Consider the following 22623-nt stretch of genomic DNA (forward strand, 5'->3'; position numbering starts at 1 on the left):
ATCGTGGTGAGCCTTCTGATTAAAGAGTCTTATTAAAGCTTTGCACAGTGCGAACAAAGTGGTTTGCCCCCCGTTCCATCTTTTCTGTTTCTTGCTTCAATGTTGTTTCCTTCTGTACAGGACGTGTTGTTGTGATGAACTTTCTGTTGAGGACTGTGGAATGCTGCGGTTTTTGCCATAATGATAAGGTATTAAGTTTAAATTCAAATTTACATTACAACAATCTAAAAACCTTACGGTTAACCGTAATTTACAACTATAAATACATCTTATATTTATAGTTTTTATTTATATAGTCTCTCTTGAAACTAGGTCTAATTATTGATTTTAAAAATTCTCTTGTAATTGATCTAACCTGTAAAATTGTTGTGTGAATCTATTTCAGGAAAAGTCGCCTATTTACTCTAAAAATACTCCACGACAAAGCGTAGATCGACTATCAAATGGTAACTAAATGCCAGTCATTTCAAATTATCTAAAAAAGAATTGGACATAACAGGATTCAGAATATGCAACCTAATTTTCCTCCTGTTGATTCTAAAATGGACTTTAATAAATGAATTACTTCATTCGAGATGATTTTCAACAATATGCTTCGTAATTGGTCTCAGTGTTTTACCGTTCAAAGGATGAATTCCAAAATTAGTAAAATATTCAAGTTGATTGTTCGACTTGTCATACCAAACTTTTCCCATCGCATTATCCACCGTTAAGGTATCGGGTAAATTGATTTTTTTCAGCTGTTTGTATTTTCCTTCATCCCATGCGATAACGGTGGATCCTGCTATTTTTTCATCGCAGAAAACCGCTTCATAGTGGTCTTCTTTCCAGTACATACACTCCTTTTTCCGTTCCTGTGGAACTATTATAGTAGAAGCAGGAGTAGCATTTACTGCTGATATCAATGGTTGTGGAATCAAGATGGGATTCTGAGCGATCTCAGTCTGCACAGGATTGCCTTTCACGATCAGAGGCTGCGCTTTTTGCTGTTGAAAGTATCCCGATCGACTCGCAATAAAACTTCCCAGTAACAAAAAGCCCACCATACCAAAACTGTTTTTATGATGCGAAATAAACTGCGGAAGCGTGAACACCGGTGAGTTGGTGATATGAATCACAATATTGGAGAGCGTTTCCGAAAGCGTGCTCACTTCATTTTCCCCATCTGAAACCGTAACCTGTAAGGGATGTTTTAATTGGGCCTCTTCCTCTTTGGCTTTCCATGAAAATTCTGCAAAATTTTTAAAACCCACATACGCGCTTAAGCGATCAAGCGTGATTTCATCGATTCCATAATCCACATGATCGACCACGAGATTTTTATGATACCTCACAAATGTTCTTTCATTTTTAGCGTGCCCAAAACGTTCTTCAAAATGTGCACTTAAATAAGAGGCAAGCGTCGTAATGCTTCCTTGCGGAAGTTCTGTTCTGGCCTTATCAAACACCATTTTAAGAAGAGCTCGTTTTTTTTGCATAGCAGTCGGAAGAAATATTTAAAATTATTGTCTAAAAATAGACAGATTGATGTCCTGAAAAATAAGGTTTTCCATAAAACAAAGCAGATATTCTGTCTTCAAGCTGTCTTTCCCCTGTCTTCCAAATTCATTTGATCAGCCGTTACTTTGTCCTATAAATCAGTGAGATAAGAAACTCTTAAAAAAACAAAGTTACAAAACTGATTTTAAAAAACGGCAGAAAAAGCAGAGGGTAAAACTGGTTTTGGGGAAGCGGAATTCCCCTTTGTTAATCACCTGCCGTACTTCCCTGAAAATTTTAAGAAGCGCTTCTTTTTTTCATGCCCTCTGATCAGAACCTGTGTTCTGAACATGCATGTGTATTATTCAATCTTAAATTTTTTACCAATGTTACAATTATTAATGATCCTTTTAGGGTTAAACTTTAACCATACGAATACGACAAATCATCATTCAGCAAAGCTTGACCAGAATCATCCCGTGAACCAGAATCAACCTTCCAACGCCGATGGTGACACGGGAGGCGAAACACAGCCGATCCCTCCGAGAAAGTAACGTTATTTTTATTAATTTAGGGGAATGAAAACAGTTCATTCCCTTTTTTTATTAATCCTGCTTTTGCATTTCTCCTGTAGAAATAGTAAAGAGTCGTCTCTTGCAGATACAGCTTATAAAAAAGGGGAAAATTTGTACGATCACTCAAACTACGATGCATCCTTTCCTTATTTTTATCAGGCGTATCAAGGGTACCTCCTCGAAAAAAAATATAACGATGCCTCCTACTCCCTCATTTTTCTTGCAATTATACAGACTGAAAAAGGAGATGTTCTCGGCAGCAACGAAAATCTGAGCAAAGCCGCCCGCCTTGCCGGGAAAGATGAAATATTGCTCACCTCCGTGTACAATCAGTTTGCCATCAACCATAACTATTTGAAAAACAACAAAGAAGCGGTATACTGGTATGATAAAGCGTTACTGCTTACCGAAAACACCTATTCTAAATTAAGCATTAAGAACAATATAGGCATTTCCCACCTTAAAATGGGAGAATATTCCGAGGCCGAAAACATATTCAAAGAAATTTCCCAAAACCCAACTATTAAAGACAGTATTAACTTCCGTAACAGGGTTCTGGACAATTTTGCTTATGTGCAATTTTTATCTGGCAAAAGCAATAAGGCGGGAAGCGAAATGTTGAATATTTTAAAAAAAAGAAAAAAAAACAACGACCGTTTTGGAATGACGGCCAGTCTCGCTCACCTGGCAGATTTTTACCATCCTACCAATTCACTTAAATCCTACGAATTTGCCGCGGCAATGTACGACAATGCGAGAAAAACCGGAAATTCGGATGATCAGTTAGAGGCATTGAAAAAGATGATGGATGCGTCAGGAGGCGAAAACATTAAACCTCTTTTTGATCAGTACCGGAAACTGAATGACAGTCTCGAAAATAGTAAAAATAGATCAAAAAATCAGTTCACCTCCGTGATCTACGAGTCGGAAAAAAACAAGGCCGATATACTGGATTCACAAAATCAGATTTTGAATCAGCGGATATCTATTCTGACATTGATTGCTCTAGTAGGAATTGGTGTAATTGCATTCTTTAAATGGCGAAAACAGCAGGCGCACCGAAAAGAAATCGCCGTGAAGGATACGCAGATTAAATATTCGAAGAAAGTTCATGATGTAGTAGCCAACGGACTGTACCATATCATGGTCGAAATAGAAAACAATCCGAACATTGATAAAAAGATCCTGCTGAACGGAATTGAAAAATTGTATGAAGAGTCACGTGATATTGCGAAAGATGATTATGAATCAGAATCCCATAAAGAATTTTCCCTTCATTTATACGAGATGTTGGTGTCTTACTCATCCGATCATCAACGTATTCTCATTATTGGGAATACTCCTCAAATTTGGGAGCAACTGTGCGCTGCGAATCAGATGGAAATTTTTTATGTCTTACGCGAATTAATGGTCAATATGAGAAAACATAGTGAGGCTAAATTTGCCTCTCTTATTTTTGAAGAACGGGAAAAAAATGTTCACATTAAATACACCGATAATGGAATTGGGATGGACGTTTCAGGCGCCTCAGAAAAATCAGGACTTCACAATATGGAAAACCGTATTGAAAAACTGGGCGGAACATTTAATTTTGAACCGAATCCTAATGGAGGTCTAATGATTGATATTTTAATTTCAAATAATTGAGCATGTTTACCAAAGTTCTGATCGCAGAAGATCACGAAATAGAAAATTTAGGGGTCATTAATACCTTAAAAGAATTGATGATTAAAGATTTTACATTTGCAAATTACTGTGATGATGCCTACACCAAATTAAAAAATGCATTACAAGAAAACAATCCTTTTCAGTTACTCATCACCGACTTGGGATTTATTGCGGACCACCGGGCTCAGCGCTTAACTACCGGACAGGAACTGATCCGTGAAGCATTGGCTCTTCAACCCGACCTTAAAATTATTGCCTTTTCTATTGAAAAAAAGCCGGCGGTTATAGACGAACTTTTTAAAGGATACAACATTGACGGTTTTGTGAGCAAAGGCAGAAATGACGGGAGCGAACTCGTCACCACGATTAAAAAAGTCTTCACCGGCGAAAAAATCCTCCCTCAACACCTTCTCAATGCGATCAGAAATACCACCCAAAGCCTCACCAACTATGATTTAAGTCTCTTACAGTTGATCGCAAAAGGGTGGAAACAGAAAGAAATAGTAAAACATTTTTCCGATCACAGTATAAAACCTGACAGCCGCAGCGCAGTTGAAAAACGACTCAATGACCTTCGTGAAATGCTAGATGCAAAAAATAATATAGAAATGATTGTCCTGTGCAAAGATTTAGGAATACTCTGATCTCAAATTTTTATGATTAAAAAAAGTATTGCGATATTATGGTTTTCCATAATATAATTCTGCCAAAACAATATACTTTTGAGTGTTAAACAAATTAAACACAATTTTATGAAAAAGTATTATGTCAACAAAAATGCACAACCGAACGGAGATCATGAGGTACATCACATTCATTGTACCTATCTGCCCTCTTTGATCAATAGATCATATCTGGGAGAATTTTATAACTGTGATACAGCGGTAAGAGAAGCTAAAAAAACATATACCAAATCCAATGGATGCAAAACGTGCTCTAAACCATGTCACACTTCCTAAGGGATAACAGTTCTTATTAAACTTTTATAAAAGAGTTCTTCATGAAATGAAGAAGATCCCTTTTTAATCTTTTCCTAACAAAAAAAATTATTAATTCCACAAAACACAATGAATATAACTGCAATAAAACCAGGTCCAAAGCCTAAGAAAGAGGATGGGACGCCGGACCGAAGAAGACGGGTTACCCCTGAGACAAAACCGAAACACCCTGCATTGAAACCGCATGAACATCAACCTGGAGACCAGAAATAACCTTTAATACACAATCCTAAAAAACACATAATCATGGAAACCAACAACGAAAGAATTTTTTATCAGGATGCCTGGGTAACAGTCACCCCTTCAAGATATGTTACGCAGTCTAAAACCTATACCATGCGAAACATTTCCTCGGTTCATATTTTCGAAATTGTCAAAAGTAAGGTAAAAGCCATTTTATTAATCCTTATCGGATTGGTTGTACTGTTTTCGAAAGATATTTTTTATGTCGGCATAGTCTTGATTGCTCTGGGAATATGGTGGTTCACCTCCATTAAAAATGAGTACGCAGTGCGTATCAGTACCAATGCCGGCGAAGCCAACAGTATTGTATCCAAAGATAAAATCTATATTCAGAAAATCGTAAATGCTTTAAATGATGCCTTCATTAACAGAGGTTAAAAAAATAAATAATATGAAAATATTTTTACAAATACTTATCACTGCCTTCTTTTTGATTTCATGCGTAAAAGCAAATGATAGTGCAAAAAAAAGTGTCGAAGAAGCTCGATGCACAGGTTCATCAAGTTGCGCTGCCTGCTCCAATTGTTCACGGTGTGCACATTGTTCCTCAGGTGGCAGTTGTGGAGTGTGCAGTGGCAGTTTTTCAGGCAGAAGCTTTTCTGCTTACAAAGCTGCTCCTAAAAAGATAAAAACAAAATCCCCTGTGATCACCTCTAAAAGACCGGCGGGCAAATCAACTGTAGGGATCTACAAAAGACCAAAAAGTGAAAATAAAAGGGATGCATCTAACACTTGGGAAACCCCCGTTGTGGGTAAATTTATTATCCTTAGAATGAATATGGTCAATGTTAGAACACGCCCCGACTTAAATGCAGAAATTCTGGAAAAAGTACGTAACGGAACGAAAGTGATGATATTGGAATACCAAAATCTGTGGTACAAAGTTGAAATCGCAAAGAGCAGGAAAATTGGTTATATTCATTACAGCGTAATGCAATAAGATCAGTAATTCTTATTGATACATTTTCGCTTCCTCCTACTTCGATAAGGTTGCGCAGCTGCAGTGTGAAGGCTTTGAAAAAAGCGATCTGTTGAGAAATGCTTTTGTCTGACAAAGTGGAACTACGCAACTGCGCTCCGAAGTCTCCTGACTTTTCGGAGCTTCTTCACAAAATAAGGTCGAGCATATTTTTACTTAAAAAAAATCCTGGTTTGATATCTTTACCGGATATTTGTTTATATCATTTCATGTTTTTTTTCATCAACCTATCATACAAACAATTTGAAGTACTTTTTACAATAAGAAAAGTTCACCCAATATCGCATTTTTTTCAAAACATAAATCTGATATTTCTTTAAAATATAAAACGCGATCTACCCCTTTTTGAAGTGAGAAACAGTTCAAATTAGAAATCGGTGTAAATCAAAAAAACCGCTCTTACATTACTTCAAAAGAGGTTATCGTCATTTCACTTGCTCGCATCAATTAAAAGGGTGGATTGCTGCACTATCTTTTCATAGGAGCATCGTCTTTATTTCTTCGTAGATTAATTCGGTATTAAATGTATTGATTTTGAGCTCCTTTCCATATCGTATTACTGCACCTGCAAACAGTTCTAATTCATTATTCTCTTTACCTAAATTCACATCGAGTTGCAGGGATGTTGGTGTTTGTGGAGAAAAGGTATTTGCTTTTTCAAATGTTTTAAAAATAATGTCATCTTCTAAATAAATTCCTTTTCTATCTGCGATTGATTTTATTTCCGCCATTATTTTTGTAGCTTCTTCTTTTTGAGATTGATTGGAGCAGACTGCTCCAATGGAAGAATTATATTTTGCAGTAACCAATCCAAAACTTACAATAAAAATAAATTTGGTCCAAATATCTTCTAAAGCATTTTCCTTATATTCAAAACTTATTTTACTTTTTTCTATCAGATTGACAATCCAGTCAACATTTTCAGAAAGGTGCGCTGGGTCTTTAGCAAAAATCACTTTCCCTGGTTTGCCTTTGTGCTCCACGATTCCTTTTTCTTTGATATGTGAAGCCACATAGACGCAGGACAGAAGAAGAAGAATAATATTCTTAGGCAGTATCGCACGGATTCGGTCATAAATATCAGCGCCATTCATCATCGGAAATAACACGGTTTCTGTTGAAATAACTTGGGCTAATTCATGACAAACGTTTTCTAAATTATATTCTTTTACACAAATAAATACCAAATCGGGTTTTTGAATCTCAGAAATCTTCTGATAAAAGGAATCGGTGAGATAAAACGCATGCAACGCACGGCGAATGCGGAACCTATTTTCATGCTTATTTAATCTAATCGGAAATTTTTAAATATTCCACTGTAAACTGCACCAACATTCCAACACAAAGTGCACCACTTATTCCGAGACAAAGTGCACCACCTAAATACAGTATTTAAGAAAAAATCGCTACTTCTATTTTTTAAGAACTTATTAAAAAACAGTTACAAAAAATAGCTTGGAAACTGAAAAAGAAATCAATAGAAACTGCCCATAACATATACAACAATCAGATATGAAATATTTATTGAAGATTATAGCAATTAATTAAGTTTTTAGCAAAGAGAAAGTTTCGTATTTTTATACCTCGTGCGAAAATAACCAATCGTTGTAGGCAATGCTAGCACTGGTCAACAATCCAAGACCATCTTTTATATTAAACTAAAATGAACATGAACTTTTCTTCTAAATTATTTTTTTGGTTACTATTTATAGCTTTACCAGAAAAGGTATTTTCTCAATCGGCTGAGTTCACCATTCAAGATGTAAAGTTTGAAAGTCAGGGTATCACTCTTGCAGGCTCCATTTTAACGCCTAAAAAAATATTTGCGGCAGTTGTAATTGTTCATGGATCTGATCCTGTAAAAAGAGAAATGGAATTCGCAAAACGTCTTGCCAAAGAAGGTATTGCTGTGTTGACCTATGATAAACGTGGAGTTGGAGAATCTGGTGGCGTATATGTAGGACCATCTGTTGGCACGAATAATATTGACCCTACCAATCTTAATTTATTATCTCAAGATGCAAATGCAGCAGTACATCTATTTCGAACTTATTTGAAAGATAAAAAGACCCCTATCGGATTACTTGGTTTCAGTCAAGCAGGATGGATCATACCCATTGCTGCAAACAAAAACCCACAAATAGAATTTATGGTTTTATTTAGTTCCCCGACCATTACAACACTAGAACAAATGCGATTTCAGTTTTACACCAACGGAAATAATAACTTTTGGGAAAATCATACGGATGCAGAAGCTCATGAACATATCAAAAATGATCCTGACCGGTATCAGTTTACAGCAACTGATCCAAAAAATTCTTTGAATACACTTTCAATTCCAGGACTTTGGCTTTTCGGCGAGAAAGATATTCAAATTCCAGTAAAGTTATGTATAGAGCAACTTAATATATTCAAAGTTCAAGGCAAACCTTTCGAATATACTTTGTTTTCAGCGTTAGGTCACGATACTTCTTCCGGCGATATTACAGAAACTGTTGCTATTTCAATTCAATGGATAAAACAGAAAGCTTTGAATAGTAAGAAGTTTAAATTTTCAAAATAAAGCACTGCCTACAATAACTAAGCTTTCGTTTTGTCTATAGAAAAGAAATGAAAACCCGTTAAACGGAGATTTTTAATCTTGGTATTACTACAAGTGGATATAAAGTTTTCAACGAAGATTTTAACGATTAAAAAGGCTTTTCACAAGTAGAAAATTTTCGTATGTTTATCTCGCATCCGGAAATACCCAGTCGTTATGTTTAAATAAAAAAAGAATATCGAATGAAAGGAAGATTAGAAAATAAAATTGTTCTTATTACAGGTTCTGCAAGAGGAATAGGAAAAGCCATAGCGGAATTGTTCTGCTCTGAAGGAGCAACGGTTATTGTAACTGATCTTTTAGATGAAGAAGGAAAAGAACTATCTAAAGAATTAGGGAACCAATCCGAATATTTCCATTTAGATGTGAAAAGCGAAGAAGAATGGATAGAAGTAACCAATAAAATTTCAGAAAAATATGGCCAATTAGACGTTCTCATTAATAATGCTGGAATAACAGGTTTTCTTGAGACTACCGGTCCATTTGATGCGGAAAATGTTGATTTAAATTCTTGGAATGAAGTACACCATGTTAATTCCAATGGAGTAATGTTAGGATGCAAGTATGCGATCAAATTGATGAAAGAGAAAGGAGGAGCAATAGTAAATATTTCTTCGAGAAGTGGAATTGTTGGTATTCCAACAGCAGTTGCATACGCTTCTAGTAAAGCCTCATCTAGAAATCACACGAAAAGTGTTGCGCTTTATTGCGCAGAAAAAGGATATCATATACGATGCAACAGCATACATCCAGCAGCGATAATGACCCCTATGTGGGATATGATGTTGGGAAAAGGAGAAGAAAGGAAAAAAATGATAAAATCTATAGAAAATGGAATTCCACTTGGTCATTTTGGAGAACCAATCGATGTGGCATATGGAGCATTATTTCTATCGACAAATGAATCAAAATATATTACCGGAACAGAATTGAATATAGACGGGGGAATATTAGCTGGAAGCGAGGCTACCCCTGAATAACCTGCACATAATACACGGTATTTCTAGAAGCAGGTACGAAGTGTTAATCGAATATGTAATCCTGCCACAAAAACCTGATGTCGGAATTCTTTTTCTTGGTTTTTTTTGCGAAGATATTGATGGGAGTACGGTTGGCGGATAAATATGATGACCTACAACTACACCGTTACTTTCCGCTTGGATTGTATTTTACTTAATAGACTAGTGAGCAAACCCGTTTAGAAAAGCTAGTTTGTAATAGGAGTACAGATTGCACTCCCGATGGCGCGGATTTGTAGTCGGTGACTTTTTCTACACAGCGTGCTTTAAGTATTGATATTAATACGGCATACAAATCTGCTCCAGCCATTTTTTTTAATATGATTTGCGACTCTTTTATTTTTAATTTTGTGTAACAAGCCACGAAGTTGCAACATAAATTAGCAGCGGATGCAAACCCTACCAATACGGTACTTACGTAGCATGAAAGTCATGAATTGCATGCCGACGATATTTTGTTTAAAATGTTTATGTAGGAAATTGTGATTTGCAATTAATAATGGATTGATTAAAATAAATTGCTCAAAGTAGGAGACTTTTCGCAGCAGTGCTTATTATTTTTTTCATCTCGAGACGGTTTATGTCTCTCAATAATAAAATAACCTCATTAATTTCTTCCTTATATTTACAAACAAATTTTTATACAATGAAGCTGTGGAAGATTTCATCCTTTAAAACACTCTTTCTTTTTCTCCTCTTTTTTTATTCTCAACCCATTTTTGCCACTACCATCAAAGCCTGTGACCAGCTGATTTTAGAGGGAGTCAAAGCCATGAAGGAAAGAAATCACTCCAAGTCTTTGGAAATCCTTACAGATGCCCGATCGTTGGCGAAAGAAAACCAATGGCACCGACAGGAATTCTTAGCCCTTAATAACATCGGGGCAAATTTCTATGCCATGTTGGATTATGGAGAAGCGCTCAATAATTACCTCGAAGCGTATAAAATTGCATTGATGTATTTGGATTACAAGTCGGAAATGACGGTGCTTAATAATATTGCGATTCTTTATTCTGAGGAAAAAAAATATGTGAAGTCCGAAGACTATTTCCTCAAAGCTTACGAGCTTGCTCAAAAAAGTGGAGACAGCATTAAGATCGGTATTTACGCGATCAACATTGCCACGGTCGCCAATCAAACCCAACAATTGGATAAGTCTACGGCCTATATTCAGGAGGCTTTTGCCGTATTAAGCCTTAAAGAACTCCTTTTACAGGCTCAGATTGTACAGGCAGAAAATTTTGTTTTACGAAAGAAATATGTTGATGCCCAAAAACTTTCATTCAGCATCTTGCCGGAATTAAAAGGGATTCAGAACAAAGAAAACAGGGTGGCGGTATTTTTATTATTGGCTCAGATTGCTAAAAATCGAAATCGGTTAGGCGATGCAATTAGCTATTGTCAAAAGGCACTGGACGAAAATGCAGGAATTTTAAATAAAGAAAGTATATTTCAAAACTTAACCGAAATCTATGAACAAAAAAATGATCTAAAACAAGCATTGCGGTATAAAGATTCGGTGATTGTGGTGCACGATTCCATCAATATCATTAAAAACGGAAGATTATTTGAAAACAGCCGAATTAAATTTGAATTGCAGAATTCTGAAAAGAATTTAGCCGACAGCAAAAGAAAACTGCAGTCCGAACGTCTTATTTTCATCATCAGTACCGGTTGTATTTTGATGTTTATTGGAGGCATCTTTTTATTCCTCAGAAATAAAAACATCCGGATGAAACAGGAAAAAGTGATTGAGGAAACCACAAAAAAAATAATAGAACTGGAGCTGGAACAGGAAAAGAAAGACAAAGAAATCCTTCGGAACCATTATAAAGAGAACGAAATGCAGTCGCTGCTTCAACAGGAAAAATTAAAAAACGAAATTGAAGCCAAAAACAGGAAGCTGATGGTAAAGGTGCTTCAGCTATCGAGCAAAAATGAACTTATTGAAAAAGTAGTGCAGTCGCTGATGTTGCAACCTGCCATCGAAAATAGTTCGTCATTATCTGCTGCTGTGAATCAACTGAAACAAGGCATCAGAGAAGAGAACGAACAGTCGGATTTTTTATTCCATTTCGAGGAAGTTAATCAGGGATTTCTGCAGAGACTAAGAGAAAGACATTCGGATTTAAGTTCTAACGACATCCGTTTTTTGTCTTATGTGTACATGAATCTGAGTTCCAAAGAGGTTTCCTCACTCCTGAATATTACTTTGGAAGCCTGCAGAAAAAGAAAAGAGCGCATCGGCCGAAAAATGAATCTCGCAGGAGATGGAGACTTATTTGTCTATATTTCAGGAATTTAACGAAATTGTCACACTTTTTCCAAAAGTATGTCCTGCAATTTCCGGGGATTTATGGGTATTGTTTTTTATTATTGTGAATATTTGGAAAATTAAAACTAAATATTAATTCAATGAAAAAATTACCATTACTCATTACCGCCGCCTTTATGATGGCAAGCCAGATGGTATCGGCACAATTAAATGTAAATTCGACCAATACTTTGGGTAGAATCTTCGACCTAAATTATGACAAAACCAATCCAGACAAAATTTATGCTGCCACTTTAAGTAATCATATTGTCGTTTCCGATGATAACGGGGTAACTTGGGATGTTTTGTACTCTTTGCCTTTATCCCTGGGGAATTCATTATCCCAACTCAAAATCAGTGGAGACGGATCCACCTTGACCTTTGCGATAAGAGGTAGTCAGGCAGCGGTTGCCGTTTTTAATTTGACCTCCAAAACAGTCGTAAAAAGATTTATTGCACCGAATCTTGCAGAAAATCCTACAATTAATTCCTACAGCTTTTCTCCAAAAGATCCTAATCTATTAATAATGGATACCAATATGCGGGTAGATGGAGAACCTTTAGGAAGGGCTTTTTTAACCAAAGACGGCAGCAACAGCTGGAAAGAAATTTACAATACCAACGAACATGATAAAGTTTTTCTTTACACCATGGCATTTGATCCAATCAATTCGGACAAATTATTTTTATTGAGAAGCCAAGGTTCGATGGGCGTAGAAGGTGGACTTTTGATTTCAGAAGACGGCGGCAATAATTTTACTGAAACTTTTCAGGGGATTACCCTGAAACCAATAGCTTTTAACCCTAACAACAGCAATGATATTTATATGGCTACAGGGTATAAATATGAGGGAGATGAACAATTGTACCATTCTACCAATGGAGGCACAAGTTGGAGTACGGTACCTATCAATTGGAATAATACGGGCATCTCCAATGACTTTCTGGCAATATCCTTTAACCCTCTGAACAATTACATCTATGTGCTGGAAGAAGATGAATTAGCCATTTCTAAAGACGGCGGTAACACTTGGTCGAAAAAGGAATATGATGTAGATAATATGACCGATTATTATTACGGTTTAAATGTAAGTTTCAACCCGGTACGGGCGAATGAGTTGGTCATCGGGCAAAACTACAGACCCATGATATCCCAAGATTCAGGGGAAACTTTTGAAACCATTACGACTCCTTTTTTCAATTCGATGGGGAGAATTAGCCAGTATGAAAACGCCGGTCCCAAACATCTTTATTATGGAGTGCAATATGGTTTTGTGCATAAAAATCTTACAACCCAAGTGGAAACAGAACACGGTTTGAGAGCGCTTAATATGTTCGGAAATGCTTCCGGTGTTCAGGTTTACGCAGATTCTTATACCGAAGGCAGAATTTTCAAGTTCACCCTTGATACTTTTATGGGTAGTTCTTTAAAAATGAGTTCCGACCATGGCGAGACTTTTCAACTCTTGGAAATGAATTATTCTGATGGAATGTTTGATTTGAAAAATGATCCCGTGAATCACAATCTAATCTGGGCTTCTTTTTATGAAAATGGAGAGGCGAAAGTGATTAGAATAGACGTTTCAAATCCAGATGCAATCAACATTGAAAATGTGTATCTTCCTTCTACTGCAACAGTGTTCAAATTACTGCACACAGGAACCTCTTCCAATGAATTAGTGATTTTAGCTGGATCTGAAATTTATAAAACTACCGATGGTGGTGCCACTTGGATCAATCTCGATTCAGGATTATCAGTACTCACCTCTTCAGATTCCCTATATGATATTACCCAGAATCCTTTCAACAAAAGCGAATTAGCAATAGCGAGTTCCAAAGGGGTGTTCTCTTCTACGGACGGCGGACAAATCTGGGCGCAGAAAACCGACGTGGAAGTAAGAAAAATCGATTATTCTGATACGGGTGACGGTAATTTGGTGGCCGCAAATTTAAGTTCACAAACTAGCAATTTTGCACTATCCTACTCTTCCGATCATGGCAACACTTGGACTTCTATTGATTCGGAAAAACTATTTAATGTAGAAACCAATATCATGATGACGGATTTTTCTGGAAATAACGCAACGGTCTATCTTGGAACCTCAGATTTGGGAGTAGCCACTTACACCATTAATTTTTCAACTTTACGCGTTAGCAATCCAGAAACTTCCAATGTTTCGGTGTATCCTAATCCTGTTTCAGAGGTTCTTCATATCGGAACTGCGGTCAATTCCGCTACCTTATATGATATGTCCGGTCGCCAAACAGCCTTCTCCAAATCTTCTGAAATGAATGTATCGCATTTAACCAAAGGCATTTACCTTCTTAAAATCCTTACTAAGGATAACAAAGAATTAATAAAAAAAATCATTAAAAAGTAAGAAATCATATTAAAGAAAACCAAATAGGCTAAAATAAAGCTCAGTTTTTATACGCTGAGCTTTTTTACAATCCTAACCTTAAATTGATTAAAATAAAATCTTTTTTATTTTGACAAAACATTCATTACCATTAGATTTATTCCTAAAAATTTTTTGTATTTTTATTCTGAGTACGGAAATTCCTAACCGTAAGCACTCAGACTAATAAAACATCGACAATATTGGTAGATCGAGCCCCTACCGAACAAAATTGAGATGTTAATGAGAAAAATATTACCCTTATTTATTTTGACTTTTATACTAATGGGTTGTAACTATCAAATAAAAGAAAAAATTTATGGCAGTTAAAATTAGAGTTTTTAAATTTGGGAAGAATATGAAAAACAGTAAATTTTCAGAAGTTCAGATCATCAAGATATTATCTGAAAAAAATAAGGAAAAACGGTGAATGAGATTTGCCGGGAGCATGGAATTAGCCAGCCAACCTTTTATAATTGGAAGAGTAAATATGGTGGATTGGATGTTCATCAACTTTCGAAAATGAAGGAGTTGGAGAAGCAACTTTCACAATTAAAAAAAATTGTTACCGAGCAAACTTTGGAGATTGTGGTTTTAAAAGATGTAATCGAACTTTGCTACGCAAAATCATGAAATCATTAAAAAAATATAAGACTTGAATAAAAAAAGCTCTGACGCCTTGCGAGAAGCGTGAATTGGTGGATTATTCGAAAGAAATCCATAAAATGAGTTTGCGCAAGGCGTTTAAAGTATTCAATTTAAGAAGTTCAGTTTTCTATTATCGTAAGGTGAACAAAGGTTCAGATGATGAGATCCGCGCCGAGTTGGTTCTGCTTGCAGATTCCAACCAAACCTGGGGCTTTTGGATGATGCATAATCGATTGAAAAATCTGGGTTTTGGGTGGAATCATAAGCGAGTTTATAGGATTTATAAATCGATGAGATTAAATTTGAGAAGCAAAAGGAAAAAGCGGCTTCCAACACGGATAAAACAACCATTGGTTCGCCCAATTTATCCAAATGTAACTTGGAGTATGGATTTTATGCATGACAGTTTGGAAAATGGTAAAAGCGTGCGAACTCTTAATATCGTTGATGATTTTAACAGAGAGATTTTGAATATAACTATTGACAGCAGCTTGCCCTCGGCAAAAGTAATCTCGCAATTGAAACAATTAATTGAATGGCGTGGAAATGCAAAGCATTCGTGAAACCAAAAGAAATATAGAAAATTTGAACAAAACCAGAAAAAATAAGAGTGGACAACGGACCGGAATTTATTGCAGAAAAAATGAAAGATTATTGCCGCAAAGAGAATATCGAACTAGGCTTCATTCAACCAAGGAAACCTACACAAAGCTCATTAATTGAGAGGTTTAATAGAACATTCCGGACAAAGTTTTTAAGTGTTTACCTCTTTGAGAACATAAGCCAAATGAGAAATCATACAGAAATATGGATGTGGATGTACAATAATGAAAGACCGCATAGTGCGTTACAATACCTTACACCACGAGATTTTTTATCGAAATATGGAAAACTCAATCAAAATAGCGCAAATGAGTTTCCCACATTCCAACAAAATTTCAACAACAAAAACAATAAATTATTAACAAAAAACTCTACTTTTGAATGTGCCTAAAGATGGGAAGATTACACTGGGTATCAAGAACCTGTATAATTTTGATTCCCAGAGATTTTTTATTTTATCAATAACAAAATAGTAATGTAACAAGGAAAACCACTTGAAAACGAGGTTTATTTTTCCATACTTTTCTTAGCTTAAAAAAGCGTGGTTGGATTTGCAGAATCTAGATTTAAAGCTACTAATTGCGGATTGTAATGTGGAAATGCAAAGTCACATACAGGTCTATCTGATAGCCATGCTTCTTCTGCTTCTTTAGATAAGACTAAAGGCATTCTGTCCTTTGTATTGTGAATCTCAGCCATTAACTCATTGGCATTTGAAGTCACAATTGAAAAACTTGTAAGCACTTCATTCGTATCATTATCAGTCCATATGTTGTAGATTCCACCTAAAGCAAAAGGTTGATTGCCATTATCTAAATTAATGAAGTATTTCTCTTTGTTTTTACCTTTAGAATCCAACCATTTCCACTCATAAAACCCATTGACCAGAACCAAGCATCTGTTAGAAACTGAATTTTTAAAACTTGGTTTTTCTGTTAGAGTTTCTATTCTGGCATTAAGTGTCATCTTCTGAACATCTCTGTTCTTTGCCCAAAAAGGAATTAAGCCCCAATCTCCCAAGATTGCCTCATCCGGATTTTCATCCATAATAATTGGTGTTTTGGGATGTGAGAATCCATTTAGAAATCCTGAACCTTTGAAATCTGTAGCATTATATTTTACACCAAATGAATCCTTAATTTCTTTCTTGGTCAGATTGTTTGAAATGTAGTAGCACATTAGATAGTATTTTATTTGAAATCAAAATTAATAATTTCAAAAATGAAACCATACTCCTTTTTGAGAGAATTTATAAATTTCCTGTTATTTCAATGATTGTTCGTAGAATTTTAATCAAAAGGATTGTCATCATTACTTTATTTTCTAATTAACCAGATGTTTCTCTAAGGTTAATCTATATGTAAATTGTACAGAAAACGAAAATAAAAAATCATTTTATACAAATTTATTTACTTATACATTTTAAATTTAACTTAGGTATAGAACCAGGGTCCTGCAAGTATTGCTCACCCCAACTATCCATTGTGTCTATGATAGGTAAAAGTGACTCTCCCATTTCGGTTAAAAAATATTCAACTTTCGGTGGAAGAACAGGATAGACTTTTCTTGTTATTATTTTGTGAGCTTCCAATTCTTTTAATTGCTCATTGAGCACACGTCTGCTTGCCAAAGGATTTAAACGTTGAATTTCACTGGGTCTTCTACTTCCTTTAGAGATATTGTAGAGCAAACAGGGTTTCCATTTCCCTCCTATTACATCCATTATCATTGCCATTCCACAATCCAAGTTTTTCGGAGTTTTTCTCTCGTAAGTCATATTCTATTTTTTTACAGTAATGCAAATGTACAAAAAAGTCTATATTGCTGATTTTGTCCCTATGCTATAATAAAGTACGTTATTGCGGTTATGTACATATATAATTATTTTTGCAGTAGATAATTTTAATAAAATAAAAATCAATGAAAACCCATATAAACCATTCTAAAAAATCTTTTTCAACCATGATTAGATCTCTGATACTATTCATATTATTTGGATCTACAGTAGTTGCCCAGCAAAGTTCAAAAAGCTTAATGCAAACCAGTGATTACAGTATGAAATTAGGAGATATGACTATTATTGCACTATCGGACGGTAGTATACCACAAGATCTAAGCAAGCTTTTAACAAATGTGAAACCTGGTGAAGTAGATCATTTGACATCGCAAAATTTCCAATCTCCAATTGTTGAAGCATCTGTAAATGCATATCTTATAAAAACAAATAATAAATTAATTTTGATCGATGCTGGAACTTCTGATTTGTATGGACCTACTCTTGGTTTCCTACCTGAAAGCTTAAAGAAAATTGGGGTCTCACCAGAACAAATTGATGCAATTTTAGTAACACATATTCACACTGATCACACGGGAGGACTGGTTACAAATGGCAAAATCACATTTCCAAATGCAACTGTCTACATAAGTAAAAAAGAATTTGATTTTTGGATGACTGCTGAAAACTATGCACAGGTTTCAGATAAATTAAAACCCTATTATGATGAAGCTATTCTGAAAATAACACCTATTCTTAACGCGGGTAAAATCCGGAAATTTGATTACGGTGAAGAATTATTTCCTGGTATTATGCCAATTCCCAGCCCCGGACATACACCAGGTCATACAATTTATAGTGTTTCAAGTAAAGAGGAAACTATAGTTTTTTGGGGAGATTTAATACATTCTGCTGCAGTACAATTTGTAAATCCCGATGTTACAATTATTTACGATGTAAACGCAAAAGAGGCTGCGGAATCAAGAAAAAAAGCATTTGCGGATGGAGTGAAAAAAAATTATTGGATCGCAGGCGATCATCTTTCATTTCCAGGTATTGGGCACATTAGTAAAGCCAAAAAAGAGTACCGATGGTATCCTATTAATTATTCAACAACAGGTTTGGGTCAGTAATATACAAATCAAAAATTATGAACTTAAAAAAAACAAATTCTTATTTATTATTCAATCACCGCACATTGCTTGTAATGCTATTGCTTTTAGTAACATCCGTCTTCAAAATACCTGCCCAGAATTTGATTTCCAATGATTCTACAATTATAAGACATGTATTTAATGAAGCATTATTACAAGGCGACGTGGAGGTTAATTTAAAACACCTTACTTCAAATTTCAGGTTCAGCAAATGCTCAAAAGGCAGTCAACTGGGCTAAGTTATCAATGGAAAAAATACAACCAGATACTGTATATCTGCAAGAGGATATGGTTTCTAATTGGATAAGAGGTCCGAAAGAAATAGCTTACTATATTTCAACCATTGGTATACCTGTGACCATTGATATAAGTGCTCTTGGAGGTTCGGTCGTAACCGATGGTATACTAACCGCAAAAGTTATAGAAGTAAGATCTTGCGCGGAGTTAAAACAAATTGATCTTGAAAGCTCTAAAAATAAAATAATCTTTTTTAATAGAGCCATGGATCCAACAGAGATTGAAACCTTTACAGCTTACTTAAAAGCTGTGGATTAAAGAAATAGAGGTGCAGTAGAAGCTGCAAAAAAAGGTGCTATCGGCGTGTTAATCCGTTCATTAACACTAACCAGAAATGATATTCCTCACACAGGTGCATTAGAATACGAATTAGGAATAACCAAAATTCCCGCAGTAGCAATTAGTACTAATAGTGCAGACATGTTAAGTAGGGCATTAAAAAGTGACAACAATTTAACCGTTTCATTGATGATTGACTGTAGATAATTTCCGAATGTACTTTCTTACAATGTCATCGGTGAAATAAAAGGTATAAAATATCCAAGTGAAATAGTAACAATTGGAGCTCACCTGGATTCCTGGGATGTTGGTGAGGGTGCTATTGATGATGGTACAGGTGTCGTGCAGACCATCGAAGCATTGCGATTAATTAAGAAAACTGGCATTAAGCCAGACCGCACGTTTAGAGCGATTTTATATATGAATAAAGAGTCTGGGGCTCACGGTGCCAAAAAATATGCAATTCAATCGCAATCTTTTAAAAAAAATCATATTGCCATAATAGAATCTGATGCTGGCGGATTCACACCAAGAGGTTTCCGTATTAGCGCAGAGCCAAATGTAAAAGCGAAAATTACTCAGTGGCAATCGCTTTTTGTTCCTTACAAAGCTGATGATTTTTTAGATAACCATCGTGGTGTCGATCTTGTACCAATGAAATCAATGTCAAAAGCATTAATAAGTCTATACTGCGATGATCAACGATTATTTGATATTCATCACAGTAGTCTCGACACTTTCGATAAAGTTAATATAAGAGAAGTTCAAAGCGGAGCAGCAGCGATGACATCTCTAGCACTCCTAATATTAAAATACGGATTATAAACATTTAATGATATGAAAATTACAATTTATTTCTCAATACTGCTCAGCTTTTTATTTTCGATAAATACTTTTGGGCAAAATGTAAAAGAAAATAACCCGCCTTATAGTAATTATATTGTAAGCTCTGACTTAGTCTTCTTGTCTGGTCAGATAGGGACAAAGCATCTTAAAGAATACAATAAAAGTTTTCAGGACGAGGTTAAAGAAGCTATTATTATATAAAACTTGGTTTGGAGAGCGCCGGCACATCATTAAAAGATATTGTTAGTGTAACAGTCTATCTTAAAGACATGAAAGATTTTAAAAAATTTAATGAAATTTATTTGGAGCATTTTCAACCTCCTTATCCATGAAGAACATGCGTTGGTGCTAAAGAACTTGTATTAAATGCAAGGATCGAAATTACAGTTGTTGCAGCCAAGAATTAACAAAAATATCGATTCAAATACATTCGAAATCATTCTGCAAATAAGCAGATTTCACCGTACAACATTTTTAAAACCAAAAGAAATTCTCCCGTATTAAAAATAATGAGATATTACATTGAGAAGTGTAGGTTGTTGTAAAGCCTCCAAATAAGCTAACAAAAATTAAGAATAATTTACGCGAGTAATTGAGAAAGAAAAGCAAAGAAACCTACCAGCCGGTATTATCTGTACTAGATACAATCTTTACAAATTCCAGTTATAACACAATTAACTTCTTCCACTTGATAATTATTTGGTAATGTAAATTGTACTGGAGCAGACAAACACTCTATAGTTTCGCAATTCTTACAGCGAAAATGAAAATGATGTAGTGGCTTTTTATTATCGTCGCACTGCATACAAAGGGCAAAGTACTGCTTCCCATCGTCTGCCACGATCCTATGCAAAATCCCATCTTCGCAATATCTTTTTAACACTCGGTATATTGTCGCCCTATCAATATCAATATCTATTTGTTCTTCAATAGCACCCTGACTCATTGCCTTAGTCGATGAAGCTAAAACAAAAAGCACTGCTTCTTTAGTAGCCGTATTTCGTCTTTTCGTTGTCATGAAATAATTTATTGCGATTATGTTGCAATAATACAAAATATTCCTATATTTGCCAAATACATAAATGCGATACTGTTGCATTTACAAACTATAATAATTCACAAAGAGAGAAAAAACAGAAATGGCAGATTTAAATAATAAACGTCCAATTACTCGAACCAGTTTAACCCAATATAATGAAATGAATACTACAAAGAAATTCGAAATAATAATCATTGGAGGAAGCTATGCTGGTTTATCCGCTGCAATGACACTTGGCCGTTCTTTGCGTACTGTTTTGATAATTGACAATGGTTTGCCCTGCAACCGTCAAACGCCACAATCACATAACTTTATAACTCAAGACGGCGCGACACCTAGTGAAATTTCGAAAATAGCAAAATCACAAGTTCTAAAATATAATACTGTTCGTTTCCTGGAAGACAAGGCCATTCAAGGAGTAAAAACAGGCGATAATTTTCAAATCTTTACCGAATCGGGGAAAAAATTTGAATCTGAAAAGATCATTTTCGCAACTGGAATAAGAGATGTAATACCAGATATTTTAGGATTTTCTGATTGCTGGGGAATTTCAGTGATTCATTGTCCATATTGCCATGGTTATGAAATAAGAAATAAAAAAACCGGAATAATCGCCAATGGGGAAATGGCATTTCACTTGGCACCCTTGGTAAAAAATCTTACGGATAACGTAAGTATTTTAACATCTGGAGAAGTAAAATTCAATCCTGAACAATTATCAAAACTTAAAAATAATAATATAAAAATAATTGAAAAAAAGATTTTCAAAATTGAACATGAAAAAGGTTACATAACAAATATAGTTTTCGATGATAAAAGCAAAGAGCCATTTGAAGCTTCGTATGCTGCTCTTACATTTAAACAAAACTCTGAAATACCCGAATCCTTGGGCTGTGAACTTAATGAACAAGGATATATAAAAGTTGATATGATGCAGAAAACAACCGTAGAAGGTGCATTTGCGTGCGGAGACAATTGCTCTAGAATGCGTTCTGTTGCAAATGCAGTAGCATCTGGGAGTATTGTTGGAGCTATGATCAATATGGAATTATCGTCTAAGCAATTTTAGCATAGTAAAAAATAAAAACTTATGATTGAAGTATTCATTACAGATATAAAAAAGAAAAGTCAAGCAAAAAAAATATTAAAAGACCTCATAAGGGTTTATTATGAGTTGAAAATTAATTTTGACATGAATGAAACAAATTTACCTTTTCCACATGGACATACGGTATTGCGAATAGAAGGAGAAATTATTTATCCAAGAGAAATAATATTGATGGTCACGAAGTCGGGATTTAATTGTGAAATAATGGAAGATATTATTTCACAATAAAACTGCTCGAAAACTATTTACCTTTTAATCTGCAAAACAAGTAAAGAAAGTTCGTTGAATTGTTGTCGATGCTCAAATTAAACTTTCTCCCGGAGGATTTGCCTAAGGGTCTGTCCAGAATTTATTCAACAATTTTGGATATAAATCAAAATGTAGTTCTTTTGGATTAACGGCTTTTTTTTAAACTTCAGTTTTTTGAGATGCTCAGATTCCTTTCTTTAATTAAGCCGAGGATTATAATGTTTCTTTTAAATCATTCCAACAATTTCAAAAATGGCAATAATCTCCTTTAAAACACGATTAAAAAATCATCGGTTGGTAATATTAACGGGAATCGGATAAAAGGGGAAGTCCTGCTATCACAGCGAATA

Annotated in this window: 25 protein-coding genes; 19 read left to right on the plus strand and 6 right to left on the minus strand. The window is 35.2% G+C overall.

The genetic code is table 11. The annotated features are described in order from the left end of the window. Window positions 1–32 precede the first annotated feature (32 nt). Both ACZ9HT_RS14605 and ACZ9HT_RS14610 read right to left on the minus strand, forming a co-directional pair. Window positions 33–179, minus strand: a complete 147-nt coding sequence (locus ACZ9HT_RS14605) for a hypothetical protein (RefSeq protein ID WP_476041234.1) — start codon at window positions 177–179, stop codon at window positions 33–35. A gap of 387 nt (window positions 180–566) precedes the next feature. Then, a complete protein-coding gene (locus tag ACZ9HT_RS14610) occupies window positions 567–1478 on the minus strand; it encodes a hypothetical protein (RefSeq protein ID WP_476041235.1) in 912 nt (303 codons plus the stop codon). Between the two features lie 387 nt (window positions 1479–1865). Between ACZ9HT_RS14610 and ACZ9HT_RS14615 the strand changes: the two genes are divergently transcribed. The 6 genes from ACZ9HT_RS14615 (at window position 1866) to ACZ9HT_RS14640 (ending at window position 5903) form a co-directional block, all read left to right on the plus strand. Further along, a complete protein-coding gene (locus ACZ9HT_RS14615; protein ID WP_476041236.1) occupies window positions 1866–2033 on the plus strand; it encodes a hypothetical protein in 168 nt (55 codons plus the stop codon). Window positions 2034–2057: 24 nt separating this feature from the next. Then, window positions 2058–3701, plus strand: coding sequence for a tetratricopeptide repeat-containing sensor histidine kinase (locus ACZ9HT_RS14620; RefSeq protein WP_476041237.1), 1644 nt, complete (start codon window positions 2058–2060; stop codon window positions 3699–3701). A gap of 2 nt (window positions 3702–3703) precedes the next feature. Beyond that, on the plus strand, window positions 3704–4366 hold the full coding sequence (locus ACZ9HT_RS14625; protein WP_476041238.1) for a response regulator: 663 nt from the start codon (window positions 3704–3706) through the stop codon (window positions 4364–4366). A 108-nt stretch (window positions 4367–4474) separates the two neighbouring features. Further along, the gene (locus ACZ9HT_RS14630) at window positions 4475–4681 is read left to right on the plus strand and encodes a hypothetical protein (RefSeq protein WP_476041239.1); all 207 of its coding nucleotides are present in this window, start codon (window positions 4475–4477) and stop codon (window positions 4679–4681) included. A gap of 285 nt (window positions 4682–4966) precedes the next feature. Further along, window positions 4967–5341, plus strand: coding sequence for a DUF6232 family protein (locus tag ACZ9HT_RS14635; RefSeq protein ID WP_476041240.1), 375 nt, complete (start codon window positions 4967–4969; stop codon window positions 5339–5341). Between the two features lie 13 nt (window positions 5342–5354). After that, window positions 5355–5903: an SH3 domain-containing protein gene (locus tag ACZ9HT_RS14640; protein WP_476041241.1), complete on the plus strand. Its 549-nt coding sequence runs from the start codon at window positions 5355–5357 to the stop codon at window positions 5901–5903. A gap of 515 nt (window positions 5904–6418) precedes the next feature. On the opposite strand, the gene ACZ9HT_RS14645 is transcribed toward ACZ9HT_RS14640, so the two are convergent. Beyond that, on the minus strand, window positions 6419–7192 hold the full coding sequence (locus tag ACZ9HT_RS14645; protein ID WP_476041242.1) for a ketopantoate reductase family protein: 774 nt from the start codon (window positions 7190–7192) through the stop codon (window positions 6419–6421). A 419-nt stretch (window positions 7193–7611) separates the two neighbouring features. Between ACZ9HT_RS14645 and ACZ9HT_RS14650 the strand changes: the two genes are divergently transcribed. From ACZ9HT_RS14650 to ACZ9HT_RS14680, 7 genes are all read left to right on the plus strand, one after another. Continuing rightward, window positions 7612–8505: an alpha/beta hydrolase family protein gene (locus ACZ9HT_RS14650; protein ID WP_476041243.1), complete on the plus strand. Its 894-nt coding sequence runs from the start codon at window positions 7612–7614 to the stop codon at window positions 8503–8505. Between the two features lie 221 nt (window positions 8506–8726). After that, the gene (locus ACZ9HT_RS14655; RefSeq protein WP_476041244.1) at window positions 8727–9524 is read left to right on the plus strand and encodes an SDR family oxidoreductase; all 798 of its coding nucleotides are present in this window, start codon (window positions 8727–8729) and stop codon (window positions 9522–9524) included. 685 nt (window positions 9525–10209) lie between these two features. Continuing rightward, complete coding sequence (locus ACZ9HT_RS14660) at window positions 10210–11868, plus strand: tetratricopeptide repeat protein (RefSeq protein WP_476041245.1); 1659 nt, start codon at window positions 10210–10212, stop codon at window positions 11866–11868. Between the two features lie 110 nt (window positions 11869–11978). Continuing rightward, complete coding sequence (locus tag ACZ9HT_RS14665; RefSeq protein WP_476041246.1) at window positions 11979–14258, plus strand: VPS10 domain-containing protein; 2280 nt, start codon at window positions 11979–11981, stop codon at window positions 14256–14258. A gap of 444 nt (window positions 14259–14702) precedes the next feature. After that, the gene (locus ACZ9HT_RS14670; protein WP_476041247.1) at window positions 14703–14909 is read left to right on the plus strand and encodes a transposase; all 207 of its coding nucleotides are present in this window, start codon (window positions 14703–14705) and stop codon (window positions 14907–14909) included. 92 nt (window positions 14910–15001) lie between these two features. Then, window positions 15002–15487: a DDE-type integrase/transposase/recombinase gene (locus tag ACZ9HT_RS14675; RefSeq protein ID WP_476041248.1), complete on the plus strand. Its 486-nt coding sequence runs from the start codon at window positions 15002–15004 to the stop codon at window positions 15485–15487. Between the two features lie 80 nt (window positions 15488–15567). Further along, a complete protein-coding gene (locus ACZ9HT_RS14680) occupies window positions 15568–15918 on the plus strand; it encodes an integrase core domain-containing protein (protein WP_476041249.1) in 351 nt (116 codons plus the stop codon). A gap of 140 nt (window positions 15919–16058) precedes the next feature. Here ACZ9HT_RS14680 and ACZ9HT_RS14685 read toward each other — a convergent pair whose 3' ends face one another. After that, window positions 16059–16706 (minus strand): SOS response-associated peptidase, encoded by a 648-nt coding sequence (locus tag ACZ9HT_RS14685; protein WP_476041250.1) that lies wholly within the window; start codon window positions 16704–16706, stop codon window positions 16059–16061. A gap of 226 nt (window positions 16707–16932) precedes the next feature. Beyond that, window positions 16933–17304 carry a winged helix-turn-helix transcriptional regulator gene (locus ACZ9HT_RS14690; protein WP_476041251.1) on the minus strand — a complete coding sequence of 124 codons (372 nt, stop codon included), beginning with the start codon at window positions 17302–17304 and terminating at the stop codon, window positions 16933–16935. 143 nt (window positions 17305–17447) lie between these two features. Between ACZ9HT_RS14690 and ACZ9HT_RS14695 the strand changes: the two genes are divergently transcribed. From ACZ9HT_RS14695 to ACZ9HT_RS14710, 4 genes are all read left to right on the plus strand, one after another. After that, window positions 17448–18434 (plus strand): MBL fold metallo-hydrolase, encoded by a 987-nt coding sequence (locus tag ACZ9HT_RS14695; RefSeq protein WP_476041252.1) that lies wholly within the window; start codon window positions 17448–17450, stop codon window positions 18432–18434. Window positions 18435–18701: 267 nt separating this feature from the next. Beyond that, window positions 18702–19010: a protease-associated domain-containing protein gene (locus ACZ9HT_RS14700; protein ID WP_476041253.1), complete on the plus strand. Its 309-nt coding sequence runs from the start codon at window positions 18702–18704 to the stop codon at window positions 19008–19010. A 255-nt stretch (window positions 19011–19265) separates the two neighbouring features. Next, on the plus strand, window positions 19266–19856 hold the full coding sequence (locus ACZ9HT_RS14705) for a M28 family peptidase (RefSeq protein WP_476041390.1): 591 nt from the start codon (window positions 19266–19268) through the stop codon (window positions 19854–19856). Window positions 19857–20086: 230 nt separating this feature from the next. Then, window positions 20087–20209 (plus strand): Rid family hydrolase, encoded by a 123-nt coding sequence (locus ACZ9HT_RS14710; RefSeq protein ID WP_476041254.1) that lies wholly within the window; start codon window positions 20087–20089, stop codon window positions 20207–20209. A gap of 305 nt (window positions 20210–20514) precedes the next feature. On the opposite strand, the gene ACZ9HT_RS14715 is transcribed toward ACZ9HT_RS14710, so the two are convergent. Continuing rightward, window positions 20515–20895 carry a Fur family transcriptional regulator gene (locus ACZ9HT_RS14715; RefSeq protein WP_476041255.1) on the minus strand — a complete coding sequence of 127 codons (381 nt, stop codon included), beginning with the start codon at window positions 20893–20895 and terminating at the stop codon, window positions 20515–20517. A 181-nt stretch (window positions 20896–21076) separates the two neighbouring features. On the opposite strand from ACZ9HT_RS14715, the gene ACZ9HT_RS14720 reads away from it, so the two are divergent. Both ACZ9HT_RS14720 and ACZ9HT_RS14725 read left to right on the plus strand, forming a co-directional pair. Beyond that, complete coding sequence (locus ACZ9HT_RS14720; protein WP_476041391.1) at window positions 21077–21985, plus strand: NAD(P)/FAD-dependent oxidoreductase; 909 nt, start codon at window positions 21077–21079, stop codon at window positions 21983–21985. Window positions 21986–22006: 21 nt separating this feature from the next. After that, a complete protein-coding gene (locus tag ACZ9HT_RS14725) occupies window positions 22007–22252 on the plus strand; it encodes a hypothetical protein (protein ID WP_476041256.1) in 246 nt (81 codons plus the stop codon). Window positions 22253–22623: the final 371 nt, after the last annotated feature.

The sequence above is a fragment of the Chryseobacterium sp. UYP7 genome, from assembly GCF_056279225.1.

Coding starts and splice junctions, on each gene's coding strand:
- ACZ9HT_RS14620 (WP_476041237.1), top strand. CDS start 2,058: ATGAAAACAGTTCATTCCCTTTTTTTATTAATCCTGCTTTTGCATTTC.
- ACZ9HT_RS14690 (WP_476041251.1), bottom strand. CDS start 17,304: ATGACTTACGAGAGAAAAACTCCGAAAAACTTGGATTGTGGAATGGCA.
- ACZ9HT_RS14685 (WP_476041250.1), bottom strand. CDS start 16,706: ATGTGCTACTACATTTCAAACAATCTGACCAAGAAAGAAATTAAGGAT.
- ACZ9HT_RS14715 (WP_476041255.1), bottom strand. CDS start 20,895: ATGACAACGAAAAGACGAAATACGGCTACTAAAGAAGCAGTGCTTTTT.
- ACZ9HT_RS14660 (WP_476041245.1), top strand. CDS start 10,210: ATGAAGCTGTGGAAGATTTCATCCTTTAAAACACTCTTTCTTTTTCTC.
- ACZ9HT_RS14630 (WP_476041239.1), top strand. CDS start 4,475: ATGAAAAAGTATTATGTCAACAAAAATGCACAACCGAACGGAGATCAT.
- ACZ9HT_RS14610 (WP_476041235.1), bottom strand. CDS start 1,478: ATGCAAAAAAAACGAGCTCTTCTTAAAATGGTGTTTGATAAGGCCAGA.
- ACZ9HT_RS14665 (WP_476041246.1), top strand. CDS start 11,979: ATGAAAAAATTACCATTACTCATTACCGCCGCCTTTATGATGGCAAGC.
- ACZ9HT_RS14605 (WP_476041234.1), bottom strand. CDS start 179: ATGGCAAAAACCGCAGCATTCCACAGTCCTCAACAGAAAGTTCATCAC.
- ACZ9HT_RS14675 (WP_476041248.1), top strand. CDS start 15,002: ATGAGTTTGCGCAAGGCGTTTAAAGTATTCAATTTAAGAAGTTCAGTT.
- ACZ9HT_RS14700 (WP_476041253.1), top strand. CDS start 18,702: ATGGAAAAAATACAACCAGATACTGTATATCTGCAAGAGGATATGGTT.
- ACZ9HT_RS14625 (WP_476041238.1), top strand. CDS start 3,704: ATGTTTACCAAAGTTCTGATCGCAGAAGATCACGAAATAGAAAATTTA.
- ACZ9HT_RS14650 (WP_476041243.1), top strand. CDS start 7,612: ATGAACTTTTCTTCTAAATTATTTTTTTGGTTACTATTTATAGCTTTA.
- ACZ9HT_RS14725 (WP_476041256.1), top strand. CDS start 22,007: ATGATTGAAGTATTCATTACAGATATAAAAAAGAAAAGTCAAGCAAAA.
- ACZ9HT_RS14655 (WP_476041244.1), top strand. CDS start 8,727: ATGAAAGGAAGATTAGAAAATAAAATTGTTCTTATTACAGGTTCTGCA.
- ACZ9HT_RS14640 (WP_476041241.1), top strand. CDS start 5,355: ATGAAAATATTTTTACAAATACTTATCACTGCCTTCTTTTTGATTTCA.
- ACZ9HT_RS14680 (WP_476041249.1), top strand. CDS start 15,568: ATGAAAGATTATTGCCGCAAAGAGAATATCGAACTAGGCTTCATTCAA.
- ACZ9HT_RS14615 (WP_476041236.1), top strand. CDS start 1,866: ATGTTACAATTATTAATGATCCTTTTAGGGTTAAACTTTAACCATACG.
- ACZ9HT_RS14695 (WP_476041252.1), top strand. CDS start 17,448: ATGAAAACCCATATAAACCATTCTAAAAAATCTTTTTCAACCATGATT.
- ACZ9HT_RS14720 (WP_476041391.1), top strand. CDS start 21,077: ATGAATACTACAAAGAAATTCGAAATAATAATCATTGGAGGAAGCTAT.
- ACZ9HT_RS14635 (WP_476041240.1), top strand. CDS start 4,967: ATGGAAACCAACAACGAAAGAATTTTTTATCAGGATGCCTGGGTAACA.